Genomic DNA, 19,999 nt, shown 5'->3' with positions numbered 1-19,999 from the left:
TCACAGCTCCGCGAGTCGTCGGCGGCGGACCAGCGCGATGAAGAACGGGCCGCCGATGAAGGCGACGAGGATGCCGGCCTGGACCTCCGCGGGCCGGGCGACGAGCCGTCCCGCGATGTCGGCGGCCAGCAGCAGACAGGGCGCGAGCACGGCCGACAGCGGCAGCAGCCAGCGGTGGTCGGGGCCGAGGCCGGCCGCCTGCGCGAGGACGCGGGCGATGTGCGGCACGACCAGGCCGACGAAGACCACGGGCCCGATGACCGCGACGGCACCACCGGTGAGCAGCGTGACCGCCACGACGCCCTGGACGCGGACCAGCCCGAGCCTGAGCCCGAGTGACTTCGCGACGTCGTCGCCGAGCGCCAGGCCGTTCAGGGCGGGCGCGCAGGCAAGGGCGAGGAGCGCTCCCACGGCGAGGAACGGCAGGACACGCAGCAGCACCTGGTCGTCCTGGTTGGCCAGTGAGCCCGCGTTCCAGAAGCGGTAGCGGTTCAGGGCGTCCGGGTCGGTGAGGGCGATGGCACTGGTCAGCGAGAACAGCAGGGAGGTCACGGCGACACCGGCCAGGGCGAGTTTGACCGGTGTGGTGCCCGAGCGTCCGAGCCCGCCGAGGACGTACACGAGCACGCTGGTGGCCAGCGCCCCGGCCAGGGCGAACCAGATGTAGCCGTGGACGGAACTGATACCGAGAACGCCCACGGAGAGCACGACGGCGAAGGCCGCGCCGGCACTGACGCCCAGGATGCCGGGGTCGGCCAGGGGGTTGCGGGTCAGTGCCTGCATCAGCGCTCCCGCGAGGCCCAGGGCGGCGCCGGTGGCGAGGGCGAGGAGGGTGCGCGGCAGCCGTACGGACCAGATCACGTTGTCGACACGGGAGTTGGGCGGGTCGCCGAGCAGGGTGTGCCACACCTGGTCGAGGGGGACGCCGAGCGCCCCGTACGCCATCGACAGGGCGCACAGCGCGAGCAGTGCCGCAGCCGAGAGCGCGAGCAGGAGTACTGCGCGGGGGCCTTTCGCCGCCCGGACCGTCGAGGTCCCCACGTGTGAACTTCCTTTGATGAGGCTTGCCTTAACTGTATGACGTGGCCGCTTGGCGTCGCATCCCCCCGGGCACCTTCCATGAGCACCCTGTGAATTAGGTAACCCTTACCTTAGTATGGCGCCGATCCCCGGCCCAGGGCCGGGACCGGTCGGCTGGGGAGGCTCACTGCTGTGTGCGGTTCCGAGGAAGTCCTGACCTACTGGCGTCGGTTGCTCACCCCCCTCCCGCCAGAGGTGTCGCTCCCCGCCGACCGCCCCCATCCGCCCGAGCCGGTCGCCGAGCGGGAGATCCGCACGCTGTCCGGCGTGCCCGAGGAGGCCTCCTCCCCCGTTCTCCTCGCCGCCTTCGTCGCCCTGTTGCACCGCTACAGCGGGGCGGTCGACCTGACGGTCGGTCATGACGGGCTGCTCGTGCGGGTGTCGGTCGACCACGAGCCCACCTTCCAGGAGTTGGTGAGGCGCGTCGGCCAGGCGTGGGAGGAGGCCGCGACCCACCGGATTCCCGTCGGCGTCCTGGTCGACGAACTGCGCCCCCGGCCGACGCGCGGCGGCGGTCTGTTCGTCAACACGGGGTTCGGCACGGCCGAGCGTCCCGCCGGTGAACTGCCCGGCCCCGTCGACGTGTTGCTGCAGGTGAGCGAGGGCACGGCGCGGGTGACGTACCACCCCGGTCTCTTCGACTCGGCGACCGTCGAGAGGCTGCTCGTCCACTACCGGACCCTGCTCACCGACGCGCTGGCCCGGCCCGGCGCACCCGTGGCCCGGCTCGCCCTGATGGGCCCGGACGAGTACCGGCAGGTCGTGCTCGACTGGAACTCCACCGAGCACACGGTCCCCGCGGACACGTGGCCCGCGATGTTCGCCGAACAGGTCCGGCAGCGCCCCGACTCCACCGCCCTGGTCTTCGAGGACGAGCACCTCACCTACGCCGAACTCGACGAGCGCGCCAACCGTCTGGCGCACGCCCTGATCGCGCGGGGCGCCGGTCCCGAACGCATCGTGGCGCTGGCGCTGCCGCGCTCCACGGAACTGATCGTCGCCGAGGCCGCCGTCCTCAAGTCCGGCGCGGCCTACCTGCCGATCGACCACGACTACCCGGCGGACCGGATCGCGTACATGCTCGGGGACGCCGCGCCCGTGTGCATGGTGACGACACGGGAGACCGCCCGGGACCTGCCCGAGCAGGACAGCATGGCCGTGGTCGAGCTGGACTCCCCCGCTGTGGCCGCCGAGTTGGCGGACCGGCCCGCCCACGACCCCACCGACGCGGACCGCGGGGCACCGCTCGGCGTCCACAGCGCCGCGTACGTGATCTACACCTCGGGTTCGACGGGCCGACCCAAGGGTGTCGTCCTCGCGCACAGCGGCGTGGCGAAGCTCGTGGCCACGCAGAGCGAGCGGTTCGGCATCGGCCCGCACAGCCGGGTGCTGCAGTTCGCCTCGCCGAGCTTCGACGTCGCCTTCTGGGACCTGTGCCTCGGGCTGCTGTCGGGCGGCCGTCTCGTCGTCGTACCGGCCGAACTGCGGGTGCCCGGCGCACCGCTCGCCGACTACGCGAACGCGCACGGCATCACGTTCATGATCCTGCCGCCCGCGCTGCTCGCCGCGATGCCCGACGACGTCCACCTCCCGCCCACGGCGACCCTGCTGGCGGGCACCGAGCGCGTCTCCCCTGAGCTGGTGGGACGCTATGCGCGCGGCCGGATGATGTTCAACGCGTACGGTCCGACGGAGGCGACCACCAACTCCACGCTCGGGTTGTGCGATCCGGACATCCCGGCGGGCGCGATCGTGCCGATCGGCGTCCCCGACCCGGGCACGCGGGCCTACGTGCTCGACGCGTACCTGCGGCCGGTTCCGGCGGGGGTCACGGGCGAGCTCTACCTGGGCGGTGCGGGTCTCGCGCGCGGCTATCTCGGCCGGCCGGACCTGACCGCCGAGCGGTTCGTCGCCGACCCGTTCGGCGCGCCCGGCGAGCGGCTGTACCGTACGGGCGACCTGGTGCGGTGGCGCGGTGACGGGCGGCTGGAGTTCCTGGGCCGCGCGGACGCCCAGATCAAGATCCGTGGCTTCCGTATCGAGCCGGGCGAGATCGAGTCGGTGCTGCGCGGCCACCCCGCCGTGGACCAGGTCACGGTGGTCGCCCGGGAGGACCGGCCCGGCGACCGGCGCCTGGCCGCCTATGTCGTACCGGCACTGGACGGGCCCGACGACCGTGTGGAGGAGTGGAAGGACGTCCACGAACTCCTCTACAGCGCCACCCGTTCGGAGGAGTTCGAGGAGAACTACGCGGGCTGGAACAGCATGTACGACGGGCGGCCGATCCCCGTCGAGGAGATGCGCGAGTGGCGGGAGACCACCATCGAGCGCATCCTCGAACTCGCCCCACGAAACCGCGTGCTGGAGATCGGTGTGGGCAGCGGCCTGATCCTCTCCCGGATCGCGCCCGGCTGCCGGACCTACTGGGGCACCGATCTCTCGGCCGAGGCGATCGGGGCGCTGCGCAGCCGACTGGACGGGGAGCCGGCCGCCAAGGTCGAACTGCGCGCCCAGCCCGCGCACGACACGACCGGCCTGCCCACCGGGTACTTCGACATCGTCATCCTCAACTCCGTCGCGCAGTACTTCCCGAGCGCCGGCTACCTCACCGACGTACTCCGCCGGGTCAGCGGGCTGCTCGCCCCCGGCGGCCAGATCTTCCTCGGTGACGTACGCAACCTGCGGCTGCTGCGCACCCTGCGCGCGGCCGTCGAGACGCGACGGGCCGTCGCCGAGGACAAGAGCGCCCTGCGCGCGGCCGTCGAGCAGTCGGTGCGCTGGGAGGGCGAACTCCTGCTCGACCCGGACTACTTCGCCTCGCTCGACGGTTTCGACGCCGAGATCCGGATCAAACGGGGCGTCCACCACAACGAGTTGAGCCGGTACCGGTACGACGTCGTCCTGCGCCCCGGACAGCGCACGGTCCCGCACGAGGAACGGGAGGTCCCCTGGGCCGACGTCGACTCGCTGGCCGACCTGCTGGCGGAGCGTTCACCGCGCCTGCGGATCACCGGTGTGCCCAACGCCCGCCTCGCCGACGACCTGGCGGACCTGTGGCGGCTGGAGGGCAGCAGCGGGGAGACGGCGGCGGGCGCGGACCCGGAAGAGGTGTACGCCCTGGCCGAACGGCACGGCTACCGGGTGGCCCTCACCTGGAACGGGAGCGCCGACGACGGCGCCTTCGACGCCGTACTGGCCCTCGACGGCCCGCCCACCGGCCTGTACCGCACCGCCGGGGCCTACCCCCACGCCAACCGCCCCGCGCCGTTCCGCGATGTGACGGCGCTGATGCGGACCCTGCGGGCGCACGCCGCCGAGTGGCTGCCCGACTACATGGTCCCGTCGGCGTTCGTGCCCCTGCACGCGCTGCCGGTCACCCCGAGCGGCAAGATCGACGGGAAGGCGCTGCCGGTCCCGGACCACGCGGCGATGAGTTCGGGCCGTGCCCCGCGCACCGCCCGGGAGAGGCTGCTCAGCGGCCTGTACGCCGAGGTGCTCGGACTGGACGCGGTGACGGCTGAGGACGACTTCCTGGCGCTCGGCGGCGACAGCATCACCGCGATCCAGTTGCTCATCAGGGCACGCGAGGCGGGGCTGCGGCTCACCACCCGCGACGTGTTCCGGCACCGTACGGTCGAGGCGCTCGCGAAGGCCGCCGTCGAGCGCGGGGAGGACCGGGCCGCCGACCGTCCGCTGGTGGAGGCCGATGAGGAGGAACTGGCCGAGATCCAGGGCGCCCGGCCGCTCGCCGTCGAGGAACTGCTGCCGCTCACCCCGCTTCAGCAGGGCTTCTTCTTCCACTCCGCCGCCGGGGGCACCGACGGCGACACCTATGTCGTCCAGCAGGTCCTCGACCTCGCGGGCCCGGTGGACGGTGACACCCTGCGCCGGGCCGCCGAGCGGCTCCTCGACCGTCACGCGCCGCTGCGGGCCGCCTTCCGGCAGCGTCCGGACGGCACACCGGTGCAGATCATCACGCTCCACGCCGAACTGCCGTGGCGGGAGGTCGATCTCTCCGCCCAGGACGCGGAGGCGCGGGAGACGCTGGGCGATGCCGTGGCCGCCGACGAGCGGGCCGCCGGGTTCGACCTGGGGGCGCCGCCGCTGCTGCGCTGTGCTCTGATCCGCCTCGGTGAGCAGCGGAGCCGCCTGGTGCTGACGTTCCACCACATCGTCGCGGACGGCTGGTCGTTGCCCGTCCTGCACCGCGAGCTGATGGCGTTCTACGGCGTGGACGCTCCCGCGCTTCCCGAGGTCACCCCGTACCGCGCCTTCCTGCGCCGCCTCGGCGAGCAGGACCGCGACGCGGCCGGTGAGGCCTGGCGCACCGCGCTCGCCGGGCTCGACGAACCCACCCGGCTGGTCGGGGCACCGGCCGACGACGCACCGGTACGCCCCGCGCACGTCCGCGTGGAGCTGTCCGAGCGCACCACGGCACGGCTCACCGAGCGGGCCCGTGAGCACGGCGTCACCCTGGGCACCGTGGTGCAGGCCGCCTGGGGTCTGCTGCTCGGCAGGCTGACCGGCCGGGGCGACGTGCTGTTCGGCACCACCGTCTCGGGCCGGGACAGCGAGGTCGACGGCATCGCATCGATGGTGGGCCTGTTCATCAACACCCTGCCCACCCGCTTTTGCTGGGCACCGGGCGAGGCACTCGGGGAGCTGCTGGTCCGCCTGCAGGAGGAGCAGGCACGGCTGCTCGACCACCAGCATCTCGGCCTGGCCGAGATCCAGCGGCTGACGGGGCACGCGGGCGAGGGCGAACTCTTCGACACCCTCGTCGTGTTCGAGAACTACCCCTCCGCCACCGATGTGCGGGACGCGTCGGGCAGCGTGCGCATCACCGGTGACGCGTTCCATGACGCCGTCCACTATCCGCTCGCCCTCGTCGTCAAGCCCGGCCGACAGCTGGACCTGCGGCTCAAGCACCACGCCGAACGGCTGGACGGTGACGCCGTCCGCGCGATCGGCGACCGGCTGACGCGTGTCCTGGAAGCGATGGCCGACGACCCCGCCCGGCCCGCCGCCTCCGTCGAACTGCTGTCGCCCGACGAGGCGTTGCGGGCCCACCCGTGGGGCGAGGAGCGCTCCGTCCCGGCGACGACCCTGGCCGAGGCGTTCGCGGCACAGGTGGCCCGGACCCCGGAGGCGACGGCCGTCGTCTTCGAGGGGGTGCGGCTCACCTACGCGGAACTCGACGCCCGCGCCGAGGCGTTGGCGTCACGGCTGCGGGGCCGTGGTGCCGGGCCCGGGGCGTTCGTGGCGGTCGCCGTACCGCGCTCGGCGGAGCTGATGGTCGCGCTGCTCGGCGTGCTCAAGGCGGGCGCGGCCTATCTGCCGGTGGACCTGGACTATCCGGCCGGCCGAGTGGCGCACATGCTGGCCGACTCGGGTGCGACGACGGTGGTCACGCTGTCGGGCACCGTCGGCCGGCTGCCCGAGAGCGCCGCTTCCCCACTGCTGCTCGACGCCGGGGAGGACGAGCCTCAGGAGGCTCCGGTGCGGCCGGCCGCCCCCGACGACCCCGCCTACCTCATCTACACCTCCGGCTCGACCGGTCTGCCCAAGGGCGTGGTCGTCACCCACCGCGCCATCGTCAACCGGCTCGCGTGGATGCAGGGCGCGTACGGGCTGAACGCCGACGACCGCGTGCTGCAGAAGACCCCCTCCAGTTTCGACGTGTCCGTGTGGGAGTTCTTCTGGCCGCTGCTCGAAGGCGCCGCGGTGGTGCTCGCCCGCCCGGACGGCCACCGCGACCCCGCCTACCTGGCGGCTCTCGTGCGCGGCCAGGGCATCACCACGATGCACTTCGTGCCCTCCATGCTGGAGGCGTTCCTGCAGTCGGAGGAGGTCACCGGTGACCCCACCTGGTCTGCGTCGCTGCGTCGCGTGCTGAGCAGCGGCGAGGCGCTCCCCCTGGCCGCCGCGAGCCGCTGGCACGCCCTGACCGGGGTTCCGCTGCACAACCTGTACGGCCCGACCGAGGCCGCCGTGGACGTCACGTACCACCCGTACGACGAGCGTGAGCCGTCCGGCGGGAGCACCTCCGTGCCGATTGGCCGGCCGGTGTGGAACACGGGCCTGCGGGTGCTGGACTCCTGTCTGCGGCCCGTTCCCGAGGGTGTCCCCGGCGAGCTCTACCTGACCGGCGTCCAGCTCGCCCGTGGCTACCACGCCCGCCCGGGGCTCACCGCCGAGCGGTTCACGGCCGATCCGTACGGGCCGCCCGGCAGCCGCATGTACCGCACCGGCGACCTGGTCCGGCGCCGCGCGGACGGCGTGGTCGAGTACCTGGGCCGCACCGACCGCCAGGTCAAGCTGCGCGGCAACCGCGTCGAACTCGGCGAGATCGAGGCCGCGCTGATGTGCCTGCCCGAGGCGGGACAGGCGGCCGTGACCGTACGGGACAACGCGCTCGTCGCGTACGTCGTGCCGTCGGCGCCATGCGGGGACCTGGACGTCGCCGCGCTGCGCACCGCCCTGGCGGGCTCCCTGCCCGCGCCCATGGTCCCGGACGCCTGGGTCGTCCTCGACGCCCTGCCGCTCACGCCGAGCGGCAAACTGGACCGGGCCGCGCTGCCGGCTCCGCGGGCCGTACGGGCCACCGCGACCCGCGCGCCGGGCAACCCCCGGGAGCACCTGCTCACCGAGATCTTCGCGGCCGTACTGAAGGTGGACGGCGTCGGCGTCGACGACGACTTCTTCCTGCTCGGCGGTGACAGCATCAGCTCCATCGCCGTCTCCAGCCGGGCCCGGCGCGCCGGCCTGGTGCTCGGCCCGCGTGATGTCTTCGAGCACCGCACTCCGGCGGCGCTCGCGGCGGCGGCGACGGTCGTGGAGTCGACCGGCAATGAGGAGACCGCGTCCAGGTTCGCGCTCACCGAGGAGGAGCGCGAACGCGTCGAGCGGCTCGCTCCGGGCCGCGTCGAGGACGTGTGGCCGCTGGCCCCGCTCCAGGAGGGCCTGTTCTTCCACTCCACGTACGACGACGGCGCCCTCGACGTCTACACGGTCCACGAGTCCTTCGACTTCGCCGAGCGCGTGGACGCCGGGCGGTTGCGGGCCGCGACGCGCGCCCTGCTGGCCCGCAACCCCAGCCTGCGCGCCGGATTCAGCAGCGAAGGGCTGCGCCAGCCGGTGCAGTTCATCGTGCGCGAGGTGGCGGACGCCGAGATCCCGCTCACGGAGGTGGACCTGTCCGCGCTGTCCGCAGCCGAACAGGACCGGCGTGTGCGGGAGTTGATGGACGAGGAGCGGTCCCGCCGTTTCGACCTCACCCGACCGCTGCTCTTCCGGATGCTGCTGGTCCGGCTCGGCGACGGGCGCGGCGACCGGCTCGTCGTCGGACGTCATCTGATCCTGTGGGACGGCTGGTCGGCCTGGCTGTTCCTGGACCAGTTGTTCGCGCTGTACGAGAGCGGGGGCGACCCCGCGGGGCTGGCCCGGCCGGGCTCGTACCGCGACTACCTGACCTGGCTGGAGCGCCAGGACGACACCGCGGCGACCCGGGCCTGGCGCACGGCCCTGGCCGGCTTCGACGAGCCCACGCTGCTCCTGCCCGCCGTGTCCGACCGGGGCCTGGAGCCGGTGATCCCGGAGCACCTGGACGCCGTCCTCGACGCGGACGCGGCCGAGCGGCTGCGCGAGACCGCCCGCCGCCACGGCCTGACCCTCAACACGGTGCTCAACGCGGCCTGGGGGCTGGTCCTCGCGAGCGCCACGGGCCGTACGGACATCGTCTTCGGTACGACGGTCGCCGGGCGCCCGAGCGAGGTGCCGGACGTCGAGAACGTCATCGGCATGTTCCTCAACACCGTGCCCGCGCGCATCGCCTTCGACCCGCGCGAGACGGTCCTCGGCCTGCTGCGCCGCGTCCAGGGCGAGCGGATGGAGCTGATGCCGTACGAGTACCTGGGCCTGGGTGTCCTCCAGGCGGAGACCGGTCACCGCCGGCTGTTCGACACGCTGTTCGTGCTGCGCAACGCCGACACCGACGATCGGCTCGCCGAGCTGCGCGAGCGGCACGGGGCCGCGGCGGTCGCCAACGTGGACGCCACTCACTACCCGGCCAACCTGGTGGTCACGCCCGGCGAGCGGGTCCGGGTCACGCTCGCGTACCGTCCGGACCTGCTGGACGGCGCGTACGCGCGGACCCTGCTGGAGCGGTTCGTGCTGCTGGTGGACGCCCTGGTGTCCGACCCGTCGGCAGCCGTGGGCTCGCTGGCCGCGCTGCTGCCCGCCGAGGCCGCCGCGCTGGCCCGTGAGGAGGCCGGGAACCGGCAGCCCGTGCCGCACGAGACGGTGGCGGACATGCTCGCCGCCCAGGCGGCCCGCACCCCGGACGCGACCGCGCTCGTCTTCGGCGCGCGGACCGTCACGTACGCCGAACTCGACGCGGCCTGCAACCGGATGGCCCGTCTGCTGATCGCGCGCGGTGCCGGGCCCGAGAGGGTCGTGGCGCTCGGGCTTCCGCGCTCGATCGACATGGTGGTGGCGCTGTTCGCGGTGCTGCGCACGGGTGCCGCGTATCTGCCGCTGGAGCTGGACCATCCGGCCGAGCGGCTGTCGCTGATGCTCGCCGACGCGCGTCCGCTGCTGTTGCTGTCGACGCGGGCGGTGTCCCGGACCCTGACCGGCGACACCCCGCGCGTGCTGCTGGACGACCCGGAGGTGGCGGCCGGGCTGGAGGGCCTGCCCGACGCGCCCGTCTCGCGGTCCTTCAGCCTGGACCACCCGGCGTACGTGATCTACACGTCCGGGTCGACCGGCCGTCCCAAGGGTGTCGTCACGCCGTACGTCGGTCTGACCAACATGCAGCTCAACCACCAGAAGGAGATCTTCGCCCCGGCGATCGCGTCGGCGGGCGGGCGGCGGCTGCGGATCGCGCACACCGTGTCGTTCGCGTTCGACATGTCCTGGGAGGAGCTGCTGTGGCTCGTCGAGGGCCATGAAGTGCACATCTGCGACGAGGAGTTGCGGCGGGACGCGACCGCGCTGGTGGCGTACTGCGAGGAGCACCGCGTCGACGTCGTCAACGTGACGCCCACGTACGCCCACCTCCTCATCGAGGAGGGCCTGCTGGAGGGGCACCGGCCGCCGCTGGTGCTGCTCGGTGGAGAGGCGGTCACCGAGACGGTGTGGAACACGCTGCGGGACACCGAGGGCACCTACGGCTACAACCTGTACGGGCCCACCGAGTACACGATCAACACCCTCGGCGGCGGTACGGACGACAGCGCGACCCCGACCGTGGGCCGTCCGATCCGCGCCACCCGTGCCCGCGTCCTCGACACCTGGCTGCGGCCCGTGCCGGACGGGGTCGCGGGTGAGCTGTACATCGCCGGTGTGGGGCTGGCCCGTGGCTACCTCGACCGGCCGGGCCTGACGTCCGAGCGGTTCGTGGCCGACCCGTACGGGCAGCCGGGTGAGCGCATGTACCGCACCGGCGATCTGGTGCGGCGCCGCCCGGACGGCAACCTCGACTTCCTGGGCCGCACCGACGACCAGGTCAAGATCCGGGGCCACCGGGTGGAGCTCGGTGAGATCGAGACGGCGCTCGCCCAGCATCCCGAGGTGTCCCAGGCCGCGGTGATCGCCCGCGACGACACCTCCGCACCCGGCACGAAGAGGCTGGTGGGGTACGTCGTCCCGGCCGAACCCGGCGCCGAGGCGCGGGAGTCGGCCGAGCGGGAGCAGATCGGCGAGTGGCGGGAGATCTACTCGGCCGAGTACACCGAGATCGGCACGGCCGTCCTCACCGAGGACTTCGCGGGCTGGGACAGCTCCTACGACGGTGAGCCGATCCCTCGGGAGCACATGCGGGAGTGGCGCGAGGCGACGGTCGATCGGATCCGTGAGCTGCGGCCGCGGCGGATGCTGGAGATCGGTGTCGGCTCCGGTCTGCTGCTGTCACGGCTCGCCCCGGACGCCGAGTCGTACTGGGCGACGGACTTCGCGGCACCCGTCATCCGCAAGCTCGGCGAGGACCTCAAGGCCGATCCGGAACTGGCGCGGAAGGTCGAACTGCGGTGCCAGGCCGCCGAGGTGACGGACGGCCTGCCCGTCGGCTTCTTCGACACCGTCGTCATCAACTCCGTCGTGCAGTACTTCCCGAGCCTGGACCATCTGCGTGAGGTGATCCGGGGCGCGATGGGGCTGCTCGCGCCTGGCGGTGCCCTGTTCCTCGGTGACGTACGGGACCTGCGGCAGGCCCGGGTGTTCCAGACGGGCATCCAGGCCGCGCGCGCGGGTGCGGACACCGAGCCGGAGGCGCTGCGCCGGGCCGTGGACCGGGGGCTCGCCCTGGAGAAGGAACTGCTCGTCGACCCCGACTGGTTCACCACCCTCGGCGTCGGCGTCGACCTGCGCACCAAGGCCGGGCGACACCACAACGAGCTGACGCGGTACCGGTACGACGTGGTCCTGTACGACGGTCCCGCGGGCCTGCGTCTGCGGGACGCGCCCGTGCGGGAGTGGCCCGGGACACGTGCGCTCCCGGCGCTCCTGGAGGGAACGCAGACGCTCCGGGTGCGCCGGATTCCGGACGCCCGTACGGCGGAGGATCTCGCGGCGATGCGGGCGATGGACGCCGGCCGGCCCACGGGCCCGGTCGGGCCGGGCGTGGAACCGGAGGAACTGCGTGCCCTCGGCGAAGCCCACGGCCACCGGGTCCTGACCACGTGGTCGGACGAACCGGGCTTCTTCGACGCCGTGTTCGTACGCGGCGCCGGCGCACCCGTGCGCACGTCCGGCCTCCACCTCCCGCGCGCCGACCGCGGCTCGGCGCCCTACGCCAACACCCCCACCGCCACGCGCGGCAACGGGGCTCTCGTACGACGGCTGCGCGAGGATCTGGGGCAGCGGCTGCCCGGCTACATGGTCCCGGCCGCGTTCGTGGTCCTGCCGGGGCTGCCGATGAACGACAACGGCAAGCTCGACGTGCGGGCGCTGCCGGACGCCGAGCCCGCGGTGACCCTGTCCGAGGGGCGCGGGCCCGGCACCCCCGTCGAAGAGGTGCTGTGCCGTCTGTTCGCCGAGGTACTGGGGCTGCCGCGCACCGGAGCGGAGGACAACTTCTTCGACCTGGGCGGCCATTCGCTGCTCGCCACCCGCCTGATCAGCCGGGCCCGCACCGAACTGGGCGCGGAGCTCGCCATCCGGGACCTGTTCGAGGCCCCGACGCCGGAGGCGCTCGCGTCGCGGGCGGACGCCGGACGGCCCGCCCGGCCGGTACCGGCGCCCGTGACCGAGCGGCCCGCCCGTATCCCGCTGTCGGCGGCCCAGCGGCGGCTGTGGCTGGTCGAGCGGATCACGGGCGGCGGAGTGGCGTACAACTTCCCCCTGGTCTTCCGGCTCCGGGGACGGCTCGGCCTGGACGCGTTGCGGACGGCTCTGCTGGACGTGACGGTCCGTCATGAGTCCCTGCGGACACGGATCCTGGAGGAGAACGGTGAGCCCTGGCAGTGGATCGGTGAGGGCGAGCCCGACTTCCGGGTCGTCGAGTGCTCCGAGGGGGAGCTGGCCGAGCGGATCTCTGCGGCCCAGCGGCGGCCCTTCGACCTGAGCGCCGAACTGCCGGTGCGGGCCGAGGTGTTCCGGCTCGGTCCCGAGGACCAGGTGGTGGCGCTCGTCCTGCACCACATCGCCACCGACGAGTGGTCGGACCGGCCGTTCCTCGCCGACCTGACCCGTGCGTACGAGGCCCGGCGCGAGGGCCGGGCGCCCGACTGGGAGCCGTTGCCGGTCCAGTACGCCGACTACACGCTCTGGCAGGAGGAACTGCTCGGCCGGATCGGCGAGGAGCAGCTCGCGCACTGGACCGAGGCGCTCCGCGGCCTCCCCGAGGAGCTGCCCCTCCCCCTGGACCGGCCCCGGCCGGAGGTCCCGTCGGGGCGCGGCGGCAAGGTGCGCGTGGAGCTCTCCGCCGCCACCGGGCGGGCCCTGCGCGAGCTGTCCGGGGCCACCGGCACGAGCATGTTCATGCTGTTCCAGGCCGCCACCGCGGCCCTGCTGCACCGGCTCGGCGCCGGCGACGACATCCCGCTGGGCTCGCCCATCGCCGGCCGCACCGACGACGCGCTGAACGACCTGGTCGGCTTCTTCGTCAACACGCTCGTGCTGCGTACCGACCTGTCGGACGGCCGTGTCACCTTCCGTGAACTACTCGGCCGGGTCCGGGAGTCCGCCCTGGCCGCCTTCGAGCACCAGGACCTGCCCTTCGACCAGGTCGTCGAGGCCGTCAACCCGCCCCGGGTGGCCGGCCGCAACCCGTTCTTCCAGGTCATGCTCGGCTACCACTACCGGCCCGACGGCGACCCGGACGTGTTCGGCCTGCCGACCGAGTGGTTCGACATGGACACCGGCATGGCCAAGTTCGATCTCCACTTCACGTTCGTGGACGAGTTCGCGGACGACACGGCCCGGGGCCGGCTGACGCTGATCCTGGAGTACGCCCTCGACCTGTACGACGACTCGACGGCCCAGCGGCTGGCCGGGCGGCTGGTGCGCCTGCTGGAACAGGTGGCGTCCCGACCCGACACCGCTGTACGGGAGTTGGAGGTACTGGAGGACGCCGAGCGGCAGGCGGTGCTCACCGGCTGGAACGACACGGCGCACGACGTGCCGGCCACCACCCTGCCGGAGCTGTTCCGCGCACAGGTGGCGCGCACCCCGGACGCCCTGGCCCTGGTTTCCGGTGAACGGCGCCTCACCTACGCCGAGCTGGACGCACGGGTCGAGCGGACCGCGCGGGTGCTCGCCGGTCTGGGCGTCGGCCAGGAGCGCACTGTGGCTGTGGCGCTCCCCCGCTCGGTGGACCTCGTCGTCGCGCTGCTGGCCGTGCACCGCGCGGGCGGGGCGTATCTGCCGCTGGACGACGGCCAGCCGAGGGAGCGGCTCACGCTCATGCTGGAGGAGGCCCGGCCGGTGTGCGTCATCGAGGACGCGCTGCCGGAGGGCCCGGAAGGTGAACTGCCCACGTCCTACGATCCGTCGAGCCCCGCCTACGTGATCTACACGTCCGGGTCGACGGGCCGCCCGAAGGGCGTCGTCGTCCCGCACGAGGGCATCGTGAACCGGCTGCTGTGGATGCAGGACGCGTACACGCTGACGAGCGAGGACCGGGTGCTGCAGAAGACGCCGGCCGGCTTCGACGTGTCCGTGTGGGAGTTCTTCTGGCCGCTGATCACCGGGGCGGCGCTGGTGGTCGCGCGGCCGGAGGGCCACAAGGACCCGGCGTATCTGGCCGGGCTGATCCGGGAGGAAGGCGTCACGACGGCGCACTTCGTGCCGTCGATGCTCCAGGTGTTCCTGGAGGAGCCCTCCGCCGCGCGGTGCACCGGTCTGCGCCGGGTGATGTGCAGTGGTGAGGCGCTGCCGGTCGCGGTGGCGCAGCGATTCCACCAGGTGCTGCCGGCCGAGCTGCACAACCTGTACGGGCCCACCGAGGCGTCGGTCGACGTCACGGCCGTCGAGGTGCTGCCGGGCGACGAACGCGTGGTGATCGGCCGTCCCGTATGGAACACGCGGGCATACGTCCTGGACGCCGGGCTGCGGCCTGTTCCCCCGGGTGTCGCCGGAGAGCTGTACCTGGCGGGTGTCCAGCTGGCCCGCGGCTACCTCGACCGGCCGGGACTCACCGCCGAGCGGTTCGTCGCCGACCCGTACGGCCCGCCCGGCGCCCGGATGTACCGCACGGGCGACCTGGCCCGCCTTCGGTCCGACGGCACGCTCGACTTCCTCGGCCGCACCGACCACCAGGTCAAGATCCGTGGCGTCCGCATCGAGCCCGGCGAGATCGAGACCGTCCTCGCCCGGCACCCCTCCGTCGGCCACGCGGTCGTCGTCCCGCACGACGAGCGGCTCGTGGCGTACGTCGTTCCGGCCCCCGGACAGACCACGGACGCGGAGGTACTGCACGGTCACGCCGCTGCCGCGCTGCCGGAGCACATGGTTCCCGCGGCCTTCGTCACCCTGGACGCCCTGCCGCTCACGCCGAACGGCAAGCTCGACCGACGGGCCCTGCCCGCCTGGGACTTCGCGGCGGGCAGCGGCGCCGGGGGCCGGGGGCGCGATCCGCGCGAGGAGATCCTCTGCGGTCTGTTCGCGGACGTCCTGGGTGTGGAACGGGCCGGTGTCGACGACGACTTCTTCGCGCTGGGCGGCCACTCGCTGCTGGCCATGCGGCTGGTCGCCGCGATCCGCGAGGCTTTCGGGGTCGAGGTGTCCCTGCGCACGGTGTTCGACGCGCCGACGGTGGCGCGGCTCGCCCGCAGTCTGGCCGAGGGTTCCACGGCCGGGGCCCGCCCCGCCCTCACCCCGGGCACGCGTCCCGAGCGGCTCCCGCTGTCCTCCGCCCAGCAGCGGCTGTGGGTGCTGTACCGGGTCGAGGGACCGAACCCGACGTACAACATCCCCTCCGCCTGGCGGCTCACCGGCGACCTGGACGTCGAGGCGCTGCGGGCGGCGGTGCGCGATCTGGTCACCCGGCACGAGACGCTGCGCACGGTGTTCCCCGACGAGGAAGGGCGCCCCTACCAGCGGATCCTCGATCCACGGGACGTCGCGTTCGAGGTGGAGGACGTCGACGCGGCCCTGCTGCCCGAGCGGCTCGCGCAGGCCGGGACGTACGGCTTCGAGCTGGCGAGCGAACCGCCGTTGCGCGTCCACGTGTTCCGCACCGGCGAGCAGGAGTGGACGCTGTCGCTCCTTCTGCACCACATCGCGGGTGACGAGTGGTCTCAGGCGCCCCTGCGCCGGGATCTGGCGCTCGCCTACGCGGCGCGGCGGGAGGGCAGGGCGCCCGAGTGGGAGCCGTTGCCGGTCCAGTACGCCGACTACACCCTCTGGCAGGAGCGGCTGCTCGCCGAGGTCGGCGAGCAGCAACTCGGCTACTGGAAGCGCGCGCTGGCCGGACTGCCCGAGGAACTGGTCCTTCCCGTGGACCGGCCCCGTCCGCTGGAGTCGAGCTACCGGGGCGGCGCGGCCGATCTGTCACTCGACGCCGAACTGGCCGCGGCACTGCGCCGGTTGGCCCGCGACAACGGCGTCAGCGTGTTCATGGTGCTCCAGGCCGCCGTGGCGACGCTGCTCAGCAGGCTGGGCGCGGGCCACGACATCCCGATCGGCAGCCCCGTCTCCGGGCGGACGGACGCGGCACTGGAGGACCTGGTCGGGTTCTTCCTCAACACGCTGGTGCTGCGCACCGACACCTCGGGCGATCCGACGTTCCGTCAGCTGCTGGACCGCGTGCGGGAAACCGACCTGGCCGCCTTCGACCACCAGGACGTGCCGTTCGAGCGGCTGGTGGAGGTGCTCAACCCGGCCCGGTCGCTCGCCCGGCATCCCCTTTTCCAGGTGATGGTGGTGTACCTGGCGCCGGACCGGGACGAGGCCGGGCTGCTTCCCGGGCTGAGCGGCGCCCGGGACGAGGTCGCGAACAGCACCGCCAAGTTCGACCTCTCCTTCGACTTCGTGGAGCGCGGCGACGGCAGCGGCGTCGACGGTGTGCTCGAGTACAGCGCCGACCTGTTCGACCACGCGACCGCGCAGTCCTTCGCGGACCGGCTGCGGCGCGTCCTGCGGGCCGTGGCCGCCGACCCGGACGTGTCCCTCGGGCGCGTCGACATCCTCGACGAGGACGAGCGGCTCCGTCTGTGCGGCGGATGGCACAGCCGGCCGGCCCTCGCCGCGCCGACCACCGTGCCCGCCCTGTTCGAGGAACAGGTGCGCCGGTGCCCGGAGTTGCCCGCCGTGGCCTGCGACGGCATGGAGCTGAGCTTCGCCGAACTCGACGACGAGGCGAACCGCCTGGCGCGCCTGCTGGTCGAGCTCGGCGCGGGACCCGAGCGGTTCGTGGCCCTGGCGCTCCCCCGCACCGCCCGGTTCCTGGTGGCCGTACTCGCGGTGCACAAGGCGGGGGCGGCCTATCTGCCGCTCGACCCGGACGCGCCGGTGGACCGTACGGCGGACGTCCTCGACGACGCCCGGCCGGTACTGGTCCTCACCACACGCGAGTTGGTGAGCACCCTGCCCGCGGGCACCGAGCCGCTCGTGCTGGACGAGCCCGCCACGGCCGAGCGCGTCGCCGCCCGGGAGCCGGCCCCTCTCACCGATGCCGACCGCTCCGGTCCTCTGACGCCTCGCCATCCCGCCTACGTCATCTACACCTCCGGCTCGACCGGTCGTCCCAAGGGTGTCGTGGTCACCCACGAGACCCTCGGCAACCTCTTCCACAGCCACCGGGAGACGCTCTACGCACCGGCGATCGAGGCCACGGGACGGCGGCATCTGCGGGCGGGCCACGCCTGGTCGTTCTTCTTCGACGCGTCCTGGCAGCCCCAGCTGTGGCTGCTGGACGGGCACTGCGTGCACATCGTCTCGGAGGAGGTGCGGCGCGATCCCGAACTGCTCGCCGCGGCCGTGGTGGAGCACTGGTTCGACTTCCTGGAGGTCACCCCGTCGTTCTTCGCGCAGATGGCCGAGAGCGGTCTGCCGCTCGGCGACGACTGCCCGCTCGCGGTCGTCGGCGTGGGCGGCGAGGCCGTACCGGTCGCGCTGTGGCGGCGGCTGGCCTCGCTGCGCGGCACCGAGGCGTTCAACCTGTACGGGCCGACGGAGTCGACCGTGGACGCCCTGGTGGCCAGGGTCCGTGACAGTGAGCGCCCGCTGGTGGGGCGGCCCGTGGCCGGGACGCGGGCATACGTGCTGGACGGGCTGCTGCAGCCGGTGCCGCCGGGGGTGACGGGCGAGCTGTACCTGGCGGGCGGCGGTCTCGCCCGGGGTTACCTGGGCAGCCCGGGGCTGACGGCGGAGCGGTTCGTGGCCGACCCGTTCGGCGGGCCGGGCTCGCGGCTGTACCGCACCGGTGACCTGGCCCGCTGGACCGCCGACGGGTACCTCGACTACCTGGGCCGGGCCGACGACCAGGTCAAGATCCGGGGCTTCCGCATCGAGCCGGCGGAGATCGAGTCCGTGCTCATCGGTCATCCGGCAGTCGGCCAGGCGCTGGTGACGGTACGTCAGGACGGCTCCCGGAAGTTGCTCGTGGCGTACGTGGTTCCGGCGCCGGGTGCCCTCCCGGACCCGGGTGAGCTGCGCGGCCATGTCGCCGCCCGGCTGCCGGACCACATGGTCCCGGCGGCCGTGGTCGCGCTGGACCGGTTCCCGGCGCTCGCGAACGGCAAGCTGGACCGGGCCGCCCTGCCCGCCCCCGACTTCTCCGCCCTGTCGTCCGGACGAGCGCCCGTCACACCGGCCGAAAAGGCGCTCTGCGCGGTCTTCGCCGAGGTGCTGGGGCTGGAACGCGCCGGTGTGGACGACGACTTCTTCGCTCTCGGCGGAGACAGCATCGTGGCCATGCAGCTCGTCGGCCGGGCCCGGGCGGCGGGCGTGCGCATCACCCCGCGCCTGGTGTTCCGGCACCGTACGGTGGCCGCGCTGAGCGCGGTCGCCGAGTCCGCGGGCGCCGCCGCCCCGCGTCCGGAGGACGACGGCACCGGAACCGTGCCGCTCACCCCCGTGATGCACTGGCTGCGCGAACTGGGCGGCCCGTTCGCGACGTACCACCAGTCCGCGCTCGTCCGCACCCCGGCGGAGCTTGACCTGTCCGGTCTGACGGCCGTGCTCCAGGCGCTGGCCGACCGGCACGACCTGCTGCGGGCGACCCTGGTGCGGCCGTCGCGGGACGACACCGAGGAGTGGTCGCTGCACGTTCCGGCGGCCGGTGCCGTCGACGCCGCCGGGTGGATCGACCGGGTGGACGTGTCCGGACTCGACGCCCGAGCGCTCGGCGAGGCCGTCCGGGAGCACGCGCACGCGGCCAGGGCGCTGCTGGACCCGGACGCGGGCGCCATGGTGAGGGCCGTGTGGTTCGACGCGGGCGGCGCTCCCGGGCGGCTGCTGCTGATGGCCCACCACCTGGTGGTGGACGGTGTGTCGTGGCGCGTGCTGCTGCCGGACCTGGCGGCGGCCTGGCGGCACGTCTCCGCCGGGCGGCCGGCGCGGCTCGACCCGGTGGACACCTCGTTCGCGCGCTGGTCGAGGATGTTGTCCGAGCTGGCGCGGGACCCGGCGCGGGAGGCGGAGCTGCCCGTGTGGACGGCCGTGCTGGACGGCGGCGCGGGAACGGAGCCGTTCCCGCTCGCCCGGGAGGCCGATCCGGACCGCGACACCACCGCTACCCGGCGGGAGGTGGTCCTGCGGATGCCGGCCGCGCACACCGGACCGCTGCTGTCGTCCGTGCCCGCCGCGTTCGGCGCCGGTGTCAACGACGTGCTACTGGCGGGGCTCGCGCTGGCCTTCGCCGACTGGCGGCGGCGCGGCGGCGGGTCCGGCACGTCCGTGCTGGTCGATCTGGAGGGCCACGGCCGTGAGGAGGAGCTGGCCGGGGACGACGCCGACCTGTCCCGCACGGTGGGCTGGTTCACGAGCGTCTTCCCGGTCCGGCTGGACACGGGGACGGCCGATCTCGCCGAGGCCTTCGCGGGCGGTCCGGCGGCCCGGGACGTCGTACGGCGGGTCAGCGAGCACCTGGCGTCACTGCCGGGCAACGGTGTCGGCTACGGCATGCTGCGGTACCTCAACCCCCGGACGCGCGAGGTGCTGGCGGCCCGCGAGCCGGCCCGCGTGGAGTTCAACTACCTGGGGCGGTTCGGTATCCCGGAGGAGACGGACTGGTCGTACGCGCCCGAGGAGGACGTGGCCGACATCGGTCCGGAGGCCGCGATGCGGCAGGGCCACGCCCTGGAGATCAACGTGGTGACCGAGGACCGCGCCGACGGCCCCGTGCTCGCCGCCCACTGGGCTTACCTGGAAGGGCCGTTGCCGCGCGAGGCCGTCCAGGACCTGGCCGGGACGTGGTTCAGGGCGCTTCAGGGGCTGATCGCGTGGTCAGAGAACAACCGACAGGCCTGAGGCCATT

General features: G+C 73.4%; 2 protein-coding genes. One reads left to right on the top strand and one right to left on the bottom strand.

The features are described from left to right. The gene (locus ACZ49J_RS19050; protein ID WP_467449365.1) at positions 1-1,041 is read right to left on the bottom strand and encodes a FecCD family ABC transporter permease; all 1,041 of its coding nucleotides are present in this window, start codon (positions 1,039-1,041) and stop codon (positions 1-3) included. 171 nt (positions 1,042-1,212) lie between these two features. On the opposite strand from ACZ49J_RS19050, the gene ACZ49J_RS19045 reads away from it, so the two are divergent. Beyond that, the gene (locus tag ACZ49J_RS19045; protein WP_467449364.1) at positions 1,213-19,992 is read left to right on the top strand and encodes an amino acid adenylation domain-containing protein; all 18,780 of its coding nucleotides are present in this window, start codon (positions 1,213-1,215) and stop codon (positions 19,990-19,992) included. Positions 19,993-19,999 lie beyond the last annotated feature (7 nt).

The sequence above is a fragment of the Streptomyces sp. NPDC030840 genome (assembly GCF_055572015.1).
Note: the sequence above shows the minus strand (reverse complement) of the source record. Positions and strands in the feature narration are given on the sequence as shown.